The following is a 19474-nucleotide window of genomic DNA, read 5'->3' as shown; positions in this document are numbered from 1 at the left end:
CCGACTTGAGGCCTGAATCCACGGCTTTCGCCGCGGAATAGCGTGCCATCGTCGTGAGTTGGTACACAATAACGGCGCGATTTAGTAGGATGTGCCCGCATGAACGCCCTCAGGCGATTCATGTTTTCAGGAAAACGTATGCCTTATAAATCTTTTGTTTCGTTCACACCTCGCGGATTGCGTCGTCTCTTAGGGAAAAACAATCCTTCAGCTCCAGGAAAAACCATGATTGGTTTTCTGGTCGTGAGTTTCATCGTATTAGCCACAACTAACGGCTGGAACTTCTGGCAGTCCTATCATCGGCAGGTATTGGAAGTGGAGCAGGATGTCATCAATCTATCGGTGATATTGTCGCGTCAGGCTGAGGATACTTTTCTGCCGATAGAACTGGCCATTATCGACACTATGCGTGAGATCCACGGTGATATTAATTCGCTGAGTTCTGAAAAGATCACCGCCGTGCTCGAATCTCACCGTGTACTGCTCCCGCAAATCATCGGCCTTTATCTCTTCGACGAGAAAGGCAACCTGATTGCCTCAACCGGGCAAGGCTCCCGCTTTGTATATAACGTGTCCAAGCGTAGCTACTTCATCTGGAACAAGAACAGCACCAGCGAAGATCTATTCATCGGCCAGCCGCGCATCAGCGTGATCTCAGGGAGATACGTGATTCCGGTATCGAAGCGAATTAACGGCAAAAACGGCGAGTTTAAAGGCATCTTTCTGGCCTCGGTCGACCCTGGCTATTTCGGGCGTTTCTACAGCTATTTCAGCCTGAATTATGACTCGATTCTGTCTTTACTGAACGTCGACGGTTCCCCCCTGTACGTTTATCCGGACGAGCAGAAAACGCTGATCGAAAAATACTCGACGGGCGTATTGGCGGAGAAGGCGTTGAAAAGCAGAACCGTTGGCGTGGGCACCTGGCATACACCGTTTGACGGTCAGATGCGCGTTGTGGGTTACGTCAAACTCAAAAGATATCCGCTTATCGCGGCGGCCAGCGTCAATAAAAATGAGCTGCAGCGGCGCTGGGTAGCGGACAATATAGCCGCGATAGCCGTCAACTTTTTGGTTTTGGTTTCACTGGTGTTACTGGGCACTTTTGTCCTTAAACAGATCCGCATTACGGTACGTAATAAAGAGATGCTTTCCATGATGCATCGGGAAGTGGAAGACCAGAATCAGGTGCTACAGGAGTTGGCGTTGGTCGATCCGCTGACCCAGTTGGCGAACCGCCGACGGTTCGATCTCTATCTGGAACAATGTCTGACTACAGCGCAAGTTGAGAGCGGCGACGTGGCGCTCGCCATGATCGATGTCGACTTTTTCAAACGCTATAATGATACCTATGGTCACATAGAAGGCGACCGCTGTCTGGCTGAAATCGGCCTCATCCTTCGTTCGCTCTCGCTGCCTCCCGGCGCTCAGCCCGCCCGGTACGGCGGGGAGGAATTTTCAATCATTTTGCCGGGACTTACCAGCAGGCAGGCGGAGGTGGTAGGCAACGAGATGGTTGAGGCGATGAGATTGCGCGCCATCGAGCATCGAGGCTCTCAGCTGCCGCAAAAGATTGTTACGGTCAGTGTCGGCGTTTATTCCTACATGTCCAAACACCCTTGTGATGCCCAGCGACTGAAGGAAGGCGCGGATCAGGCTCTGTATCTGGCGAAGAAAAAAGGGCGCAATCAATGCATTCGGCTTTAGTATTATTCGATGTGTGGGATCTGTTTTGTGTGAAATATCGACCATTTAACATCCCTGACTGAAAAGACATTATTTTAGTTGGGTGGTAATCCATGAAAGTTATCGAGTGCGGCACATATTTTGTCGCACTTTTTTATTATTTCTTTAATCTATCCTGATTCGATGACATCTCCACGCATCATGGAATTTACTGGTTGGTTATCCTGCTCATGGTGCCAATATTAGATGCATATGCCATTAGTTAGTGTATTGGCGTGATAAACAGTTTTGTTTTAAAGGGTTGTTAAAGATTTAAACAACCTAGTCGATAGGGCCTAAGAATACTGATAATAACCAAGGATTATTAAATGTACGAACGAATTAAGATTCGAAACGGCCTCTACGGCGTTATCGCTATATTCTTTATATTACTATCCACCCTGTGTGTATTTAGTCTCTATTCTTCTATCCAGAGCAATAGTTCAATTCAAAAAATGGATACCATTCAGGGCGACCAGGTTATCCCACTGGCTTCGACCTACGCGGATCTCCTGAGTGCACGACTCCTGGCAATGAATATTGCTCTATTCCTCGATAAAAAAGAGAATGTGGATATCGTTGCTCCCTATACAAAAAGACTTAATGCGTACGTCGACAAAGCCAAACTGACGATGACGGACTTGCGTAAAACGCGGGCGCTGACACCAGAAGGGCGCAAACTCCGTGCGGACCTGGACGCGGCATTCGATGACTACATCTCTACCGCTATCGATCCGTTAGTGGTCACGCTGAATCAGGGCAACGTCGCTCAGTTTTATGGTCAGATTGAACCGCTGGCAGCGGAGAAAGGTGAGGTATTTCGTCAGAAGCTGATGAACTTTATCGACTTCGCCCAGAACGTGGGCAATGGGGAAATCACGCACGCAGAAAGCTTCTATAAAACCACCTTAACGATTCTTATCGCTGCGTTCGTCGTCGTCCTGTTGTTGAGCATATGTTCGATTCAGTTTATTCGTACGGTGGTGCTGTCGCCGGTGGAACGCGTCCGCCGCTATTTCGGTATGATGGAAAGCGGTTCTCTGGCGCTGGATATCCCGCCGCAGCACGACACTGAAATGGGTAAACTGCTCCAGTCGCTGAAAGACATGCAGGAAGCCTTCCGTCGAATTGTTGCCGATGTGCGTGACTCTTCGGCGGCCGTGGCCTCCGGGGCGCAGCAGATTTCTGCGGCAAACCGCGATTTCTCTTCCCGTACGGAAGAGCAGGCGGCATCGGTTGAAGAGACCGCCGCAAGCATGGAACAGCTGACATCGTCCGTTCATGAAAACTCGGCGAATACTCAACGCGCTATGGCGTTGACCGCAACTGTGGCTGAACTGGCGGAAAAAAATGCCAGCAACTTCGGCAAGCTCATCGCTCGTATCGACGGTATCGCCACCAGCTCAAATAAGATTAACGACATCATCTCCATCATGGACGGCATCTCGTTCCAGACCAACATTCTGGCCCTGAACGCCGCTGTGGAGGCCGCGCGTGCTGGCGAAGCGGGTAAAGGTTTTGCCGTGGTGGCCGCCGAAGTGCGTAGTCTGGCGCAGCGCAGCGCCGGTTCAGCGCGAGAAATCAAAACGCTGATTGAAGAGACGTCGAACGAAGTCTCGCTGGGCTCGAAAGTCGCATCCGATTCGTCCACCGACATGAATCTGCTGGTTGGCGAGATCAGGAAGGTTAACGAGTTTATGCAGGAAATTTCCTTGGCGTCTTCCGAGCAGGCGAAAGGTATCGAACAGGTTAATGTGGCCATCACCCAGTTGGAGCAAGTCGCGCAGCAGAATGCGGCGTTGGTTGAAGAGTCTGCCTCCGCCAGCGCATCCCTGAATGACCAGGCGGTCAACCTGGATGAAACCATGGCGTTCTTCAAGCTGGAACGTCCTGCGGCCACGCTGGGTCATCACACTTTGGATCGTTAGGTTAAGCTTATCCCCCCGATTTGAATGACGTTGAGGGACGCTTTCGTTAGCGTGATCACCAAGCCCGCCGACATTGTCGGCGGGCTTTCTTGTTTTACATGTCAATGCGTTCAGTGCTCAATAGACCTGGCGGCGGGGAATTTGAGGTGAGGTATGGAGCGCACGGTGGTCAACGCTACGCCCAGCAAGACGAGCGTGGTCGCAGTCAGATGATACAGGTATAGCTGTTCCTGAAGGAATATCGAGGACAGGATAAATGCGTACACCGGCACCATATACATGGAGGTGCTGGCGCGCGCTGCGCCAAGCAAGTTAACAATGCGCGAGTAGACGCTGTAGGCGGCGACGCCGGCGACCAGCGCCAGAAACAGAACGGCATACAGCAGATGCGCCGAGAGTTTCGGCGTTGCACTTGTCATTCGCCATTCCAGCGGCAGAAATGGCAGCAGAATGACCGAACTACCGATAGCGATAATCCACAGCAGCACAAAGGCCGACACGGCAATCGGTCGCTGACGCAGTAGCGCCGTATAGCCGGCCCAGGCCGTCGACGCGATAAAAGCAGTCATGTCGCCCTGATTGAACTCGAACCGGAGGAGGTGAGTGATATCCCCTTCGAAAACCACCACGCAAATTCCGAGAAAAGCGATGCTTGCGCCGATGAAGAAATTGGCGTGCAGCGGGATGCGCCATACGACGCGCTCAATAACCGAAACCATGATCGGAGAGAGTGAAAACAAAAGAGCGATATGGCCCGCGCTGGTGTGATGCGCCGCGGCATATTGCGGTGTGACGCTGAGCACCCCGCCCAGCAAGACGAGCAGCGCCACGTCTTTCCCGCGACGACGTAGCGTCGGCGCGGCCCGGCGCAAGGGTGAGAGAATAAATGGGAAGATCACGATGGCAGCGAAGAGCCATCTCGCGAAAGCCAGCGTCAGCGGAGGGAGTTCGGGGCTGATCCAGCGCGCGACCACCATATTGCCGGAGAACAGTAGCGGAGCCAGCAGGAAGAGTCCTGGAACAAATAACAGCGATGTTTTATTCATCATCTATCCCTCCTATCGCCTGCGAGCATCGTTCTGAAAAAGTGGAGCGCGATATTCCGTTGTAACGATAAATTCGCGCCTGAAGGCAAGCCCAGGGTTTGCCGCGCGGGCCTGAAGAGAGTCAGCCAGTGGACGAGCTAACCGGTTATGTCAGTATAGAGGGGCTTTTCGCTAAACTTTTCCTGATTTTTTCTTTCTTTGTGCACTAATTCGGTAAATATTGATGGGGATAATTAAAATTTCAGCATGCCTATGCTGAGGCGAGGAATCGATGGCGAACAAAGACAAAACGCTGGATATGACCGATAAGCGAATCTTATCGGCATTGCGACGTAACGGCCGCCTGACGGTGGCGGAATTGGCCGAAGAAGTCGGGCTTTCTTCGTCGCCCTGCTGGACGCGTCTTAAACGCCTGGAGTCGACAAAAGCGATCGAAGGATATGTGGCAGTCATCAATGCCAGGGCGGTGGGGGCCTCGGAGGTCTTTTTTATCGAGATCACGCTGGAGCATCATGATGATCGCATGCTGGAACAATTCGGCCAGGCGTTGATGGACATGCCCGAAGTGCTGGAAGCGCATTTGGTGACGGGGGATTACGACTATCTGGTAAAAATTGTGGTGGCCGATGCCGAGCACTACGAGCGGTTTCTGCGCCAGAAGCTTTACCGCGTCAAAGGGATCCGACACACTCGCTCGACGTTTGCGTTGCGCACGCTGAAAAGAGAGATATCCGTGGACCCCTTATTATTGCCCTCGGCAACGTCGTCGTAATCGTGACAACGCGAAAGGGCAGCGGTATGGCCGCCCTTTCCGATGAGCACAAATTAGTTGAACAGGAGTCCGCCGTCGATCAGCGGTGCCTGCCCGGTCATGTAGTCGGAGTCAGGGCTTGCGAGGAAGGAAACAAACGCCGCCACATCCTCGGGCGTTTCCGCCCGGCCCAACGCGATGCCGTCGACATATTTCTTGTAGGTTGCGCCAATCGGCGCTCCGGTTTCTTCAGCCATACGCTTGTCGATTTCGATCCACATATCCGTGCCCACGACGCCGGGGCAATATGCATTGACGGTGATGCCGAAGCTGGCTAACTCCTTGGCGGCGGCCTGGGTCAGCGCACGTACGCTGAATTTGGTCGCTGAATAGACGCCGAGCAGGGCGAATCCTTCGTGACCGGCGATGGAAGAGGCATTGATAATTTTACCTTTCTGCTTACGCGCCTTAAATTTCGTTGCGGCCGCCTGAATTCCCCACAGCGTGCCTTGCACGTTGATCTGGAAAATTCTCTCCACGTCCTCTTTGGTGACGCTGAGCAAATTTTTCGTCTGACTGATGCCGGCGTTATTGACGATGATATCGAAGCCGTTCAGCTCTTTCTCTGCGAAATCTACGGCGGCGAACACCTCCTCGCGCACGCTGATATCGGCCTTGAAGGTCGTGGCCTGACGCCCCAATGCGCGGATCTCTTCCGCGACGGATTTGATTTTGTCATCCTTGACATCGACCAATGCGATATCCGCGCCGTCTTTCGCCAGACGCAGTGCAATCCCACGACCAATACCTTGTCCGGCGCCGGTGACCAGCGCGACTTTTCCTGATAAAGACATAATCAACTCCTTCGGATGAAATAATTCGGCTACTGTAAGTTTAGACGCATATCATCACCTCTCGTTGTTTTTGTATTTTATTGTTTTTCAACGATTTTACCTGGAGTCCTCTTTTTGCTGAGATTTCGTGCTGTCATGTGGGGGGGGGGCGAAATAATGCACTGGTATGATTCTATTCCAGGGTGAAATGGAGGATGTTTGAGGGCATTGTTCGCTCTAGGAAGCGCAACCAGAAAAGTGCGACAGGCCTCACTGAATTTGTTTAAGCGCTGTTTCATCGTTTGGCGCGCGGAGCCAGCGCTTACCGTTAATATAAGGGGGCGCGCCACAGTGCAAGCACATTACGATGGCTGATCATCATAAGAAGCATCATGGCATTGCCACCGCTCCCTGGTTCGGGCCGGGCAGCATATCCAAAAATCACCACAAGGTGATGTTAGTGACGCCGATCATACCCACTTCAGCCACGGCCCCGCGACGGATTCGCGCCTGAATGTTCATGCAGACCCACAATCCAGGAAAAGGCGCCACACCGGCTTGATGACGGGAGGCGGCCAGCCTTTACAAGGTTGGACCTCAGCGGTACAGTAATGACAATTAGCAAAAACAAACTGTACGGTTCAGTTTTGCGCCGATTTTTTCGCTGTCAAGAACATGGCGATATGCCAATGTCGTTATTGCAGGTAAGACAATGAAAGTACGGACTCAGGCCCGTCGTGAATCTATCGTCAGCGCCGCGGCCCAACTCTTTCAAGAGATGGGGTACGAGCGCGCATCGATGAATGAACTGGCAAAGCGCCTAGGCGGCTCGAAAGCCACGCTCTACAGCTACTTTCCTTCGAAAGAGGCGTTGTTCATCGCGGTAGTGCGTGCTCACGCGACGATGCATTTGTCAGACGCTGTTGCCGAGCTGGCGGAGAGAATCGAAACGGGCGTCACCTTTCATGACACGTTGATGCGATTCGGTGAACGCATGCTGGCGGTACTCACTAACGACCGCAGCGCGCTGGCCGTCTATCGTATGGTGGTGGCGGAAGCAGGGCGATCGAACATCGGTATGTTGTTTTACGAATCTGGTCCCAGCGAGTGTTTGGATGTGCTGTCCACTGTGATGGCGACCGCAATGGAACAAGGCGAGTTGCATCAGGATGATCCCCATCTCCGCGCGCTACAGTTCCTGGCGTTAGTCACGGCTGAAACGGAGATTCGCATTTTCCAATGTGACCCTGAACCATTCAGCACCGAGGAAATTCGTGAGCTGACGCGACGGGCGGTCGATATGTTTCTGATGGGGGCAGGTCTCCGCTAGCCGCATCATTTGCTGATGGGCCACTTTACTGCCGAGATTCATTATCACCCTGTTGAATCCCGGCCATTTTTATTGTCGCCTTTACCTACCGTATTAATCACGAATGAAATATCTTGACGCTATTCAGTCTTCGATAAAACCGACCTTGCTATAAAGATATAGGCCGTTCCGCCGTTATTCTATTTCTGTGACCGAAATCGGCATTTACGTTAATCCATGAACCTGAACTCAATAACGTTCTCTTTGGCAATGGTATGTTAAGAAATGGTAGAAAGACTATGGTAATATCAGTCGCCGGATTTTCACTAGTGACGGTTATCATTCTGACACCGGGGCAATACCCGATTGCTTTCACGCTCACGTCATCAATGGCATTGTCTTTGTTTATATTGATTCTCGTTAAGACATAATGTGGAGAAGGAACGTGCGTCTACTCCATATTATTTCTGTTCATCGAATGTGAGCAGCGCTATGAAATAAAAATAACAGGTCGATTTAGGAAATGAGACGTGACATGCGTTGAGCCACTCCGGAGTGGAACTCAATGTATGAAATATTTTTACCATTATTTCCTCATCTATAAAAATAAAAAGCGTTGATGCTTTCAATGCGATGCAGGCGTCTTTACCCGAAAGTAAAAAAGAGGAAATCCCGAAGGGTTCCTAGTAATGATTGGATTTAAGTCGAACTGTGGAGTAAGGCTATTGTTATCCTGAAGAAAAGTTAAGCATTAGCGTAAAGATAGGAAGATACTGGGAATGATTTATCCATCACTCACTTATTCCGTTGATTGGGATGCGTTCCACAAAAGGAGGTTGCGTGTCTGAACTGTCATAAAATAACTACCACAATGTTATTATAAATAGATGCAATATAAGACAAAAGATAAGACATCTTAAATAAAAAGAGAATCCGACTTTTAAATCCATAGTAATTAGGGGGTCGTTTACAAGTATTTAACAGGAATAGGGGAATGATAAGCTCCTATCAGAATTTGTTCTTATTTTGAAATCTATATCGCCTGAACATCATGAGCAGGGCTGACATGATGCGCTGATGGGCATCATGCTTTACGGGGCGGCAGACGGACATGTTGGTGGGGGCATGAGTAGCGCTGAATTCAGTGATGGCGGTACTCGAGGGGTAATTTTAGAGAGAGGTTCGGCGTTTGAAATAGGTCTTAAAGCAGGAGAGGTGAAATTCTGTATTGTTAAGAAAATTCTTGGTAAGGGGTAATTTCTGAAAAAATTCTGAAATAATGTGACCGATGTTCATTCTTTTTATTCGGTGTTATACTTCTTAAAAATCCTAAACGAGAGATATAAATTTATGGCATCGCCAGTTTTATGCTAATGGCGATTTACGGCTAGTTGTGACTAAAGTTGGAGGTAATAAAGAAACAATGGATTATGTGTTTTTTCTCGAAGATGAAATAATAACTTATTCGCTTCAAAAAATAATTCGTAGTAAGATTATGACCACAGCCGACATGAGCTATGTCGCTACGGATGTGAGTGATTTGATGCGATATCCCAATAAAGAGGTCAGTAAGGTTTTTTTTATCGGAACGTCAAATGAATGTCCGATAACTGCATCTCTTGTCGACGTGATAAAGTTTATCAACAAGGAAAATAGAATTATTCTCTTTAAAAACAACGCATCGTGCTATAACTTAAATTATCAGAAATGCGACTCGGTTATCGGACTGAAAAGTCCCATTGCTGAGATAGTCTCTTCGATAAAGAATGCCACTCAATCACCACTCTATTTTAACACTGAGCCTAAACCAAGGAGACTGTCATCCAGGGAAATGTTTGTACTTGAGCAACTTGCTACAGGTAAGTCGAATAAAGAAGTTTCTACTATGCTGTGCCTGAGTGAGAAAACTATCAGCAGTCATAAGAAAAATATTCTTAGAAAACTTAACGCAAAAAATATTATTNAAGCCGTAAATCGCATATAAACAAATCATCTTCATATTGTATACACACTCAGAACATTATTTCAAAATAGCTGTTTTATTTTTTAATTTAAAAAACTTTTCATTATATTAAATGGTTTTCCCCGTTAACACTGGGTGAAATTCTTTTCTATACCCTGAAGGAAAACAAAATTCTATTCACTGAGATAATATTTTGACATCAACGCTATGAATTCATGCTGTTTTCGAATGCGATGAATATGTTAAAAATAATTAGTCAAAGGGAATACGGCACGGACTCCCCATGCTTATTGTTACTAATTGTATCTTTACGTAAGTGATTGGCGGAGTGATGTAATAACCCGTGATTAAGGTAAAAAATACCGAGCATAGAGGGGGCTATGCTCTATCCCGGTCGTCTCCAACTTCCTCATTTGGCAGACGGACGTTGACGCCTTTTCTATCCTCCCCCGACAGGATGATCCTCTCGCCTTGTTCTGATACTTTCCTTTTTTCCACTTCTACTGTTATTGCCGGCGCGACCATAGCAATATCTACCTCGGCGACCTGATGAAGCTGTACCTGAATCGATCCATCTTCATTGAAGGTTGAATGCGGCAAAACGCCGTGAGCCAGTGAACGATTGAAACCCCCTATTCATAAAACGGTTATGGCTATCCGCTACCACAGTGAATTTCCCTTTACGTAAGAGTGTATGCCATCTTCATGGCTCAACATCGTCGACTATTCCATTATTCGCGGTATGCTGGACACGGCGGCGGCGTGCTGACAGAAAGCTTTTCGTCAACGCCACGTGTAACACGCGGGCTGTAAAATCATCAGCGCTATTCCCCACATAAAAGATAAACACGGAGACTGTAACAGTGAAGAAAATGACCTCCCTACTTCTGGCAGGATGCCTGTTCACTCTGGGGTCCGCCTGGGCGGAACAGACCACGTTGCGTTTTGGGTTGGAAGCCTTGTATCCGCCGTTTGAATATAAAACGCCGGAGGGCGAACTGGCGGGTTTTGACGTGGATCTGGGCAATGCGGTTTGCGATGCCGCCAAAGTTCAATGCACCTGGACCGAAGCCTCCTTCGACGGCCTGATACCGGCACTGCAGGCGCGTAAATTCGACGTGATTAACTCGGCCATGAATGTGACCGAAAAACGACGTCAGGCGATTGATTTTACCGATGTGATTTACCACATTCCCAGCTTGCTGATCGCCCGTGCGGACAGCGGACTGTTGCCGACGGTCCAGTCGCTGCGCGGAAAACAGGTCGGGGTATTGCAGTCCTCTGTGCAGGAAAGCTACGCCAATGCGCACTGGGCGCCAAAAGGCGTGAACGTGGTCTCTTATCAGGACCAGGATCAGGTTTATCAAGATCTGGAGTCCGGTCGTCTGGATGCCACACTGGTGATGGCAGCGGCAGGGCAGAGCGGTTTCTTGTCGCAGCCAATGGGCAAAGGCTTTGCCTTTGTGGGCGGCGCAGTGGAAGACGAAAGCATTCTGGGTCGCGGCATCGCCTTCGGCCTGCGCAAAGGCGATGACGCTCTTCGTCAGCGTTTAAATACGGCGATTGCTGAAGTGAAAGCCAAAGGCACCATTAACGACTTGTCTAAAAAATACTTTGGCGGACTGGACGTCACCGCCAAGTAGCAAGCCCCTGAGGATCCGGGCGTGAGCGCCCGGATTCGTCGCGTTCCAGACAGCGTCTCCGGCTGACTACCGCACCTGACATAAACGCCGCGCGCCTTCGCGCAGCGTTTCATCCTCTTTCGAGAAGCTTAACCGGATCAGTCCGGTGTCGACGCGTTCGCTGTAGAACGCTGACAGCGGGATAGTGGCGACCTTATAGTCCCGAATCAGCCTGAGGACGAAATCGTCATCGCTCAGATCGCTGAATCCCCGGAAACGCGCCAGCAGGAAAAAGCTGCCGCCGCTCGGCAGCAGTTCGAACGGGGACGAGTGCAGCGCCTCCACCAGCAGGTCTCGCTTGTGCTGATAAAACTCCGCCAACCCCAAATAGCTCTGCGGATCCGCCATCATGGCGGCGAACGCATACTGCATCGGCGTATCCGCCGAAAACNCCATAAACTGATGCACTTTTCGAATTTCATCCATCAGCGATTCTGGCGCCAGACAATAGCCCACGCGCCAGCCGGTGACGTGATAGGTTTTCCCGAACGAGGACACGATCACGCTGCGTTCCGCCAGTGCCGGATGACGCGCCATACCGTGATGGATCCCTTTATCGAAGACCATATGCTCATACACTTCATCGGACAGAATGGCGATATCGGTGTCGCGGGTCAGCGCTGTCAATCGTGCAATGTCGTGTTCGTCGAAGACCATCCCGGTGGGGTTATGCGGACTGTTGACGATAATCATGCGGGTTTTGGGATTGATGGCCGCCGCCACTTCATCCCAGTCAATACTCAGGTTGCTCAGAGACAGTCTGATGGGGATCGCCGTGGCGCCCTGCAACCGGACAATCGGCGCATAGCTGTCAAACGCCGGTTCGAAATAGATCACCTCATCGCCCGGATGCACCAACGCGCTAATGGCGGAGTAAAGCCCCTCGCTGGCGCTGGCCATGATCGTAATCTCCGTATCTGCGTCGTAACGGGCGCCGTACAGTCGCTCGGTTTTCTCCGCCAGCGCGTGGCGCAACGCGTCCAGACCGGTCATGGACGCGTATTGATTATGTCCTTCACGCATGGCTTGGGAAACGGCGTCGACCAACTGAGGCGCGCAGGCGAAGTTGGGGGCGCCCTGAGACAAATTCAGCGCATTATGCTCGGCGCTCAGTTGGCCGATCACGGTGAAAATGGTGGTGCCGACATCCGGCAACTTGGAACGGGTGGCGCATGCGCTCTGCATAGATTGCTCCTGATTGTCATCGAGAATAGGGTCATTAAGTAATAGAAAACCCTGGGCAACAAGGGAAACTTCGTCATACTAGCCATGCACTAACAACATGGCTCAACCGGCTACGACGAGGAGTCTTATGGCCCAGAAACGCCCTTCGCTGGACGTACTGCGCACCTTCGCGGTGGTGTCCCGGCATCTCAATTTCACCCATGCGGCGCAGACCCTGTGTCTGACGCAGGGCGCGGTCAGCCGTCAGATCCTGGGGCTGGAGCGTCAGTTGGGCTACCCATTGTTTAAACGTCAAGCAAGGGGATTGATTCTGACGCCTCAGGGAGAACGCCTGCTGACGCCGATACGGCAGGCGCTGGCGACCATCGATGAGGCGTTGGCGCGGGCGCCCGCCCGTCCTGGAACGCTGCGTATAAAATGCCCGACCTGCGCCATGCGTTGGGTATTGCCGCGAGTCATCAGACTGCAAAATGATATGCCGGACGTCCATATCGAGCTGACGTCATCGATTTCGCACGGTCTGGATTTCGATCACGAACATTTCGATGCGGCGGTGGTGTTCGGCCGCCCCACGGCGCGCGGGCTGACGTTGCATCCGCTGTTTGATGAGGTGCTGACGCCGGTGTGCGCACCCTCGCTGCTTCCTCCCGGTCGGGCAATGACGCTGGATGACCTGTCGCAGTACACGCTGCTGCATCCCACGCGCGACCGTCGCGACTGGCTGGCGTGGTTGCGGGCAGCGGGGCGCGGGGCGTTGCCCTCTAGCAAGGCGCAGCATTTCGATACGCTCGATCTGGCGATGAGCGCCGCGCAGCAGGGATTCGGTATTGCTATTGGCGATCTCTGCCTGCTGGAAGACGACGTGAGAATGCAAAGGATCGTTACGCCTTTCCCGCTCTGTGTGCCGAGCGGCTCCGCTTATTATCTGGCGTACCCGGCGTCTTCAGAGATGACGCCGGCACTTAGCGCGTTGACGGCGCGGCTGATAGAAGAGGCGATGCTCAGCCGGGCGCATCTGTTGACCTTGATGCCGGCGGAGAGCCGCGCCCGCTAGCGCGCGTTGGCCATCGCCGTCTGTGGTGGTCGGGCGNTTCTCCGCTGCCAGACTGCCTCTCGTACGGTAATCGGACGGGACAGCAGCCCCAGGGCATAGAAGCGGTCAGCGATAATCTGCTGCTCGCGGATCACGGCAATATCCATAGGACGCGTTCGATGACTGCGCCTTTGCAATGCGCGCTCCAGCGAGGCGGGGGCGATGCCCAGCTCAACGGAGAGGCTCCGGGCCGCCTCGCTGCGCTGGCTGTCGATGTACTGGCCGGTCTGTGCCAGCAATTCCAACAGCGGCTCCAGCACATCATCATGACGAACGACGAAGTCGCGACGCGCCAGATAAAACTGATGGTTGAGCACGCGTCCGCGCCCATCGGCGATGACCCGCAGAGCGCCGTCGCGCTCGGCATCGCTCAGCAGCGGGTCCCACATCATCCACGCATCCACGGCGTGGNAATCGCTGGGCGTCAGCGGGTATCTGGGCGGGGAATACACCACGCGGACGTCGTTCAACGTCAGTCCCTGTTCATCCAGCATCTGCACCAGCAAATAGTGGACATTCGAGCCTTTATTGACGGCGACCCGTTTGCCGCGCAAATCCGCCAGCGTGTGGATATCGCTATCCCAGGCGACCAGCATCGCCACGCTCTCGGGCGCGGGCGGCTCGTAGGCGACGTACACCAACGGCGTGCCCGCGGCCTGAGCGAAAATCGGCGGCACTTCCCCGGTGGTGCCGAAGTCGATTTCATCGTTATGCAGCGCGTGCAGGAGCTGCGGCCCCGCAGGGAATTCGCTCCACAACACGCTGACCCCCTGACGCGCAAACTGCTTTTCCAGGCTTTGGCGCGCTTTCAGGACGCCAAGAATGCCGAACTTCTGGTAGCCGATGCGCAGTTCCCGCTCCGCATGCCCGGCCGACGACACGCTGGCAGAAACGGATGCGACCGGCGCGGTTTTACGTCGGCCTTTGATCAGCCCCTGATTGGCCAGCAGCGTGCGCAGGGTATTCCGGCTGACGCCCAGCAGGGCGGCGGCCTGCGTCTGATTGCCGTTGCTCAGTTCGAAGGCGTTGCGAATGAGGGCATGCTGAACCCGGTCGTACAGCCGCTCCGCCTCGCTTTCCAACTGCTGGCGAACAAAGCGGTCAATCGCGTCGTCGCACGTCGGGACATTCAGGTCCGACAGCGTCAGGTTGAGCCGCAGCTGCGCCGGGCTGATATCGCCGTCCTTACTCAGCAGTACGGCATTATGCAGGGTGTTTTCCAGTTCGCGCACGTTGCCGGGCCAGCTGTAGGCCATCAGCGTGTCCAGCGCTTCCGGCGACAGCTGTCGGGTGGGACGGCCCAGACGGCGGGCGTACAGCGACAGGAAATGCTGCGCCAGCACCGGGATATCGCCGGTGCGGTGGCGCAGCGGCGGCAGGTCGACGACGGCGACGTTAAGGCGATAGTAGAGATCTTCCCGAAAGCGCCGCTCGCGGATCGCCTGAGCCAAATCAACATGGGTGGCGGCAATAACGCGCACATTCATCTTCACCGGTTTGCGCGATCCCACGCGAGTGATCTCCCGCTCCTGCAACACCCGCAGCAATTTTACCTGCAACGGTAAGCTCAGTTCGCCGATTTCATCCAACAGCAGCGTGCCGCCCTCCGCCGCTTCAAACCAGCCCGGGTGGGTTTGGGTGGCGCCGGTGAATGCGCCTTTCTCGTACCCGAACAGCTCCGCTTCGGCCAGGCTTTCCGTCAGCGCGCCGCAGTTGACCGCCAGAAACGGCTGCTGCCACCGGGTGCTGTGATGGTGCAGATAGCGCGCCACCACTTCTTTTCCTGTTCCGGTTTCTCCCACGATCAGCACGGTCGCGTCGGTCGGCGCCAGCTTATCCAGCATGCTTTGGAAGGCGAGAGAAGCAGGGTCGATCAATACGGGTGTATCGGCGGTAAAGGGCTGAGGGTTTTTCATCGATGGCGTTCGCGGCAGGAAACGGGATGGCCTGAGCTTATCTCAGCGCCCTAAGCGATACGAGAGGGCCATTTGAGCCCTTTGCTGCAAACGCAGCAGCGGGTGATGCCGATGTGCTGCAAATGCACCATTTTCACCGTCGATCGACGGTGGTTAATTCCCTGATTTTTATGAATAAAAAATCCCGTACTTCATGGCACGGTTCCTGCTTTGATTTTTATAACCAAACTGAAACATTCTTTGTATAAATAATGAATATAGTTATATAGGAATCGAATAATGGCTGAATCTGACAACGGCACTATCAAGGTATTCTGGTTCCTGCCCACGCATGGCGATGGGCGTTATCTGGGGACGTCTCACGGCGGTCGCCCCGTGGATCTGGCGTATTTGCAGCAGGTGGCGCTGGCGGCGGATAACCTCGGCTACTACGGCGTCCTCATTCCTACCGGCAAGAGTTGTGAAGACTCCTGGCTGGTGGCCTCGGCGCTTGCNCCCATCACCCGCAAGCTGCGCTATCTGGTGGCTGTGCGGCCGGGCCTGCAACCCCCGACGCTGGCGGCGCGCATGGCGGCCACGCTCGACCGGCTGTCGGAGGGACGGCTGCTGATCAACGTAGTGACCGGCGGCGATCCGGTGGAAAACAAAGGCGACGGCATTTTTCTGAGTCATGCCGAACGGTATGAGGTCACCGAAGAGTTCCTGCAGGTATACACGCGGCTGTTGAAGGGCGAGAAAGTGGATTTCTCCGGTAAACATATTCGGGTGGAAGGTGCGGAGGTGCTGTTTCCGCCGGTGCAGGAAAACGGCCCGCCGCTCTATTTCGGCGGCTCTTCGCCGGAGGCCATCGACGTCGCGGCGGAGCAGATCGATACCTATCTCACCTGGGGCGAGCCGCTGGCGCAGGTCGAGGAAAAATTGCGAGTCGTGCGGGAACGCGCCGAGGCGAACGGACGCACGTTGAACTTCGGCATTCGCCTGCACGTCATCGTCCGCGAAACAGAGGAAGAGGCCTGGGCGGCGGCCGACCGTCTGATCGCCCATCTGGATGATGACACCATCGCGCAGGCGCAGAAAATTTTCGCCCGAATGGATTCGACCGGACAGGCGAGAATGAGCGCGCTGCATCGCGGCTCGCGGGATGATCTGCGTATCGGCCCCAATTTGTGGGCGGGCGTGGGGCTGGTGCGCGGCGGCGCGGGGACGGCGCTGGTGGGCAGTCCGCGACAGGTGGCGGATCGCCTGCGGGAATATCAGGCGCTGGGCATCGAAAACTTCATTCTGTCCGGTTACCCCCATCTGGAGGAGGCGCATCGCTTCGCCGAGCTGGTCATGCCGCTGCTGCCGTTGGCGCAGTCGTCCCGCCCGCCGTCGCGCGCCGTCAATACCGGCCCCTTCGGTGAAACCATCGGCGGCGACCGCCGACCGGTCAAACAGGTCAGCGCCAGCTAATTACGGGAGATCGCTATGTCACAGCAGGAAACGCGCCGCCCCATCCAGTTCGCCTACTGGGTGCCTAATGTCTCCGGCGGACTGGTCGTCAGCAAAATACCGCAGCGCACGCAGTGGGATCACCACTACAACCGCAAGTTGGCGCAGATCGCCGAGCGCGCCGGGTTCGATTATGCCCTGACGCAGATTCGCTTCACCGCGGGCTATGGCGCCGACAATCAGCACGAATCCGTCACCTTCTCGCAGGACCTGCTGGCCGTCACGGAGCGCCTGACGGTGATTGCCGCGCTGTTGCCCGGCCCGTGGAACCCCGCGTTGGCGGCGAAACAGGTCGCCACCCTCAGCCACATTTACGGGCCGCGTATCGCCGTCAACATCGTGAGCGGGTGGTTTCGCGGCGAGTTTAAGGCCATCGGCGAACCGTGGCTGGATCATGAGGAGCGTTACCGGCGTTCTGAAGAGTTTATCCGCTGTCTGCGGGGGATCTGGACCGAGCCGAGTTTTACCTTCGCCGGCGACTTTTACCGCTTTCGCGACTACGTCATGAAACCTAAACCGCGCGACCCGCTTCCTGACATTTTCCAGGGCGGCAGTTCACGGGCGGCGCGCGATATGGCGTCGCAGGTATCGGACTGGTACTTCACCAATGGCAACAGCGTAGAAGGCATTCGACGTCAGGTGGAGGACATCCAGCTTAAGGCGCAGTCGCATCAACGCCGCGTAAAAATCGGCGTCAACGGCTTCGNGATTGCACGCGATACNGAGACGGCGGCGCGCCAGCAGCTACAGGATATTCTGGATCAGGCCGATCCGGCGGCGGTGAAAGGTTTTCATCAGGAAGTGCAGAACGCGGGCAACGCCTCGCCGGAAAAAGAGGGCAACTGGGCGCAGTCCACGTTGGACGATTTAGTGCAGTATAACGATGGGTTCAAAACCAACCTGATCGGCACGCCGCAGCAAATCGCGGAACGCATTATCGACTACAAGAACGCGGGCGTGGACCTGATGCTGCTCGGCTTTCTGCATTTTCAGGAAGAGGTGGACTATTTCGGGCGGGAAATCATACCGAGAGTGAGAAAAATGGAGCAACAAACGGCAAAGGAGCTGAGCTATGACTGAACCTCATATTGTCATTATTGGCGGCGGCGTGAGCGGCGCGGCGCTGGCGATCCATCTGGCGCGGACGGCGGAAAGCGCGCTGCGCGTAACCGTCGTGGAACCTAGGGAGCACCTGGGACTTGGCGTTGCCTATTCCACCCCGGAGCCTGCGCACCGCATCAACGTCCCCGCCGCGCGAATGTCTCTATTCAGCGAGGACAAAGCCCACTTCGAACGCTGGCTGAAACGCCAGCCCGAGTTCCGCAAAGACAGTGCGGCGCTATGGCGTGATGGCAATGCCTACCCGCAGCGCGGACTTTTCGGCCGCTACATGGAGGGCCTGTTCGCCGAGGTCGCCAAATCTGGCCCGGTTCAGCTACGCCACATCTGGGACCGGGCGATCGGCCTGCAGGATCATATCGTGACGACGGCGAGCGGTCTGGCGTTACGCGCCGATGTCGTGGTGCTGGCCGTCAGCCATCCGCCGCCGGCACTCCCCGAGATGCTGCGTCCCTGGCAGACACACCCAGCGTTGGTCGCTAACCCGTGGTTGCCGGGCGTATTGGATACGGTGGCGCCGTCTCAGCGCGTTGGGATCATGGGGACAGCGCTGACGATGGCGGACGTCGTCGCCTCGCTGCAAACGCGCGGCCACCACGGGCCGATCGTCGCCTTCTCTCGGCACGGGCTGTTGTCCCGCAGCAATTTGAGCGTTGACGCGCCGCCGCCGCCCTGGTCGCTGTCTTCTTCCTGGCCGACGACGGCGCGCGGCGCGCTGGCGCAGGCACGACGGGAGGTCGTCGCCGCCGCCGAACAGGGCATTCCCTGGCAGGCGGTTATGGACGAGATCCGCGCCAATGGGCAGGCCTTGTGGCAGACGCTGGCGCTGAAAGAGCAGCAGCGTTTCCTACGCCATCTACGCAGTTGGTGGGACGTACATCGTTATCGCACCGCGCCGCAGGTGGCTCAGGTCATCGCGGCGCGGCGCGAGTCCGGCGAACTGCGCGTGCTGGCGGCGCGCCTGTGTGGCGTCGAGGCCGACGAAACGACGCTGACGCTGCGACTCCAGCCGCGTCAGGGAAAGATTGAAACCACGACGGTCGACAAGCTGATTGTCACCACCGGCCCGGCGCATGCGTCGCTTACCCAGAGTCAGCCGCTGCTGCATTCCCTGTCGCAGCGCGGCGAACTGCAACCCGATCCGCTGGGACTGGGGATTCTGGTTAACGAGCGGTCGGAAACGCTGGATATTCTCGGTCAGGCCAACCCGCGCCTGCTTGTCGTCGGACCTGCCGCACGCGGCCGTTTCGGCGAACTGATGGGACTGCCGCAGGTGTCGCAACACGCGGAAAGCGTAGCGAGACACCTGATAAACTCCGTGATCCCTGCCGCCGCCTCGGCGCGATGTCCCGTCTCTACCTGAACCTTCACGACTCACTGACTCACTGAATAATAAATTGAGACTCCGGCCGAACGCCGTTCGGCTGCGAGAG

The 19474-nt window shown here is 54.7% G+C and carries 15 protein-coding genes; 11 read left to right on the top strand and 4 right to left on the bottom strand.

Features of this window, described 5'->3' with window-relative positions; genetic code table 11:
* Positions 1-225: 225 nt before the first annotated feature.
* Together RZ35_RS09710 and RZ35_RS09705 are read left to right on the top strand one after the other, a co-directional pair.
* Positions 226-1707, top strand: a complete 1482-nt coding sequence (locus tag RZ35_RS09710) for a sensor domain-containing diguanylate cyclase (protein WP_162174223.1) — start codon at positions 226-228, stop codon at positions 1705-1707.
* Positions 1708-2054: 347 nt separating this feature from the next.
* The gene (locus RZ35_RS09705) at positions 2055-3653 is read left to right on the top strand and encodes a methyl-accepting chemotaxis protein (protein ID WP_026743127.1); all 1599 of its coding nucleotides are present in this window, start codon (positions 2055-2057) and stop codon (positions 3651-3653) included.
* Positions 3654-3763: 110 nt separating this feature from the next.
* Here RZ35_RS09705 and RZ35_RS09700 read toward each other — a convergent pair whose 3' ends face one another.
* Positions 3764-4702 (bottom strand): DMT family transporter, encoded by a 939-nt coding sequence (locus RZ35_RS09700; RefSeq protein ID WP_051625540.1) that lies wholly within the window; start codon positions 4700-4702, stop codon positions 3764-3766.
* A 268-nt stretch (positions 4703-4970) separates the two neighbouring features.
* Here RZ35_RS09700 and RZ35_RS09695 point away from each other — a divergent pair, with 268 nt between their 5' ends.
* Positions 4971-5471, top strand: a complete 501-nt coding sequence (locus RZ35_RS09695) for an Lrp/AsnC family transcriptional regulator (protein ID WP_026743125.1) — start codon at positions 4971-4973, stop codon at positions 5469-5471.
* A 53-nt stretch (positions 5472-5524) separates the two neighbouring features.
* Here RZ35_RS09695 and RZ35_RS09690 read toward each other — a convergent pair whose 3' ends face one another.
* Positions 5525-6304: an acetoin reductase gene (locus RZ35_RS09690; protein WP_026743124.1), complete on the bottom strand. Its 780-nt coding sequence runs from the start codon at positions 6302-6304 to the stop codon at positions 5525-5527.
* A gap of 691 nt (positions 6305-6995) precedes the next feature.
* On the opposite strand from RZ35_RS09690, the gene RZ35_RS09685 reads away from it, so the two are divergent.
* The 4 genes from RZ35_RS09685 (at position 6996) to RZ35_RS09665 (ending at position 11198) form a co-directional block, all read left to right on the top strand.
* On the top strand, positions 6996-7613 hold the full coding sequence (locus RZ35_RS09685) for a TetR/AcrR family transcriptional regulator (protein WP_026743123.1): 618 nt from the start codon (positions 6996-6998) through the stop codon (positions 7611-7613).
* Between the two features lie 1056 nt (positions 7614-8669).
* Positions 8670-8849, top strand: a complete 180-nt coding sequence (locus tag RZ35_RS09680; protein ID WP_026743122.1) for a hypothetical protein — start codon at positions 8670-8672, stop codon at positions 8847-8849.
* 166 nt (positions 8850-9015) lie between these two features.
* Positions 9016-9576, top strand: coding sequence for a helix-turn-helix domain-containing protein (locus RZ35_RS18465; RefSeq protein WP_026743121.1), 561 nt, complete (start codon positions 9016-9018; stop codon positions 9574-9576).
* Positions 9577-10418: 842 nt separating this feature from the next.
* Positions 10419-11198 (top strand): ABC transporter substrate-binding protein, encoded by a 780-nt coding sequence (locus RZ35_RS09665; RefSeq protein ID WP_026743120.1) that lies wholly within the window; start codon positions 10419-10421, stop codon positions 11196-11198.
* A gap of 66 nt (positions 11199-11264) precedes the next feature.
* On the opposite strand, the gene RZ35_RS09660 is transcribed toward RZ35_RS09665, so the two are convergent.
* Complete coding sequence (locus RZ35_RS09660) at positions 11265-12422, bottom strand: methionine aminotransferase (RefSeq protein ID WP_026743119.1); 1158 nt, start codon at positions 12420-12422, stop codon at positions 11265-11267.
* A 127-nt stretch (positions 12423-12549) separates the two neighbouring features.
* Between RZ35_RS09660 and RZ35_RS09655 the strand changes: the two genes are divergently transcribed.
* A complete protein-coding gene (locus RZ35_RS09655; RefSeq protein ID WP_026743118.1) occupies positions 12550-13476 on the top strand; it encodes a LysR substrate-binding domain-containing protein in 927 nt (308 codons plus the stop codon).
* Here RZ35_RS09655 and RZ35_RS09650 read toward each other — a convergent pair.
* The gene (locus RZ35_RS09650) at positions 13473-15431 is read right to left on the bottom strand and encodes a sigma-54-dependent Fis family transcriptional regulator (protein WP_051625539.1); all 1959 of its coding nucleotides are present in this window, start codon (positions 15429-15431) and stop codon (positions 13473-13475) included. The two genes, RZ35_RS09655 and RZ35_RS09650, sit on opposite strands and share 4 nt — an antisense overlap.
* Before the next feature lie 279 nt (positions 15432-15710).
* On the opposite strand from RZ35_RS09650, the gene ssuD reads away from it, so the two are divergent.
* From ssuD to RZ35_RS09635, 3 genes are all read left to right on the top strand, one after another.
* Positions 15711-16883 carry an FMNH2-dependent alkanesulfonate monooxygenase gene (ssuD, locus tag RZ35_RS09645; RefSeq protein WP_026743117.1) on the top strand — a complete coding sequence of 391 codons (1173 nt, stop codon included), beginning with the start codon at positions 15711-15713 and terminating at the stop codon, positions 16881-16883.
* A 15-nt stretch (positions 16884-16898) separates the two neighbouring features.
* A complete protein-coding gene (sfnG, locus tag RZ35_RS09640) occupies positions 16899-18002 on the top strand; it encodes a dimethylsulfone monooxygenase SfnG (protein ID WP_026743116.1) in 1104 nt (367 codons plus the stop codon).
* The gene (locus RZ35_RS09635; RefSeq protein WP_026743115.1) at positions 17995-19404 is read left to right on the top strand and encodes an FAD/NAD(P)-binding protein; all 1410 of its coding nucleotides are present in this window, start codon (positions 17995-17997) and stop codon (positions 19402-19404) included. Before sfnG ends, RZ35_RS09635 begins: the two co-directional genes overlap by 8 nt.
* The last annotated feature ends 70 nt before the right edge of the window (positions 19405-19474 follow it).

Origin of the sequence: Lonsdalea quercina subsp. quercina, from assembly GCF_000688655.1 — a bacterium.
Classification (GTDB): Bacteria; Pseudomonadota; Gammaproteobacteria; order Enterobacterales; family Enterobacteriaceae; genus Lonsdalea; species Lonsdalea quercina.
The sequence above is the reverse complement of the archived record's forward strand: the minus strand, read 5'-3'. Positions and strand labels throughout refer to the sequence as shown.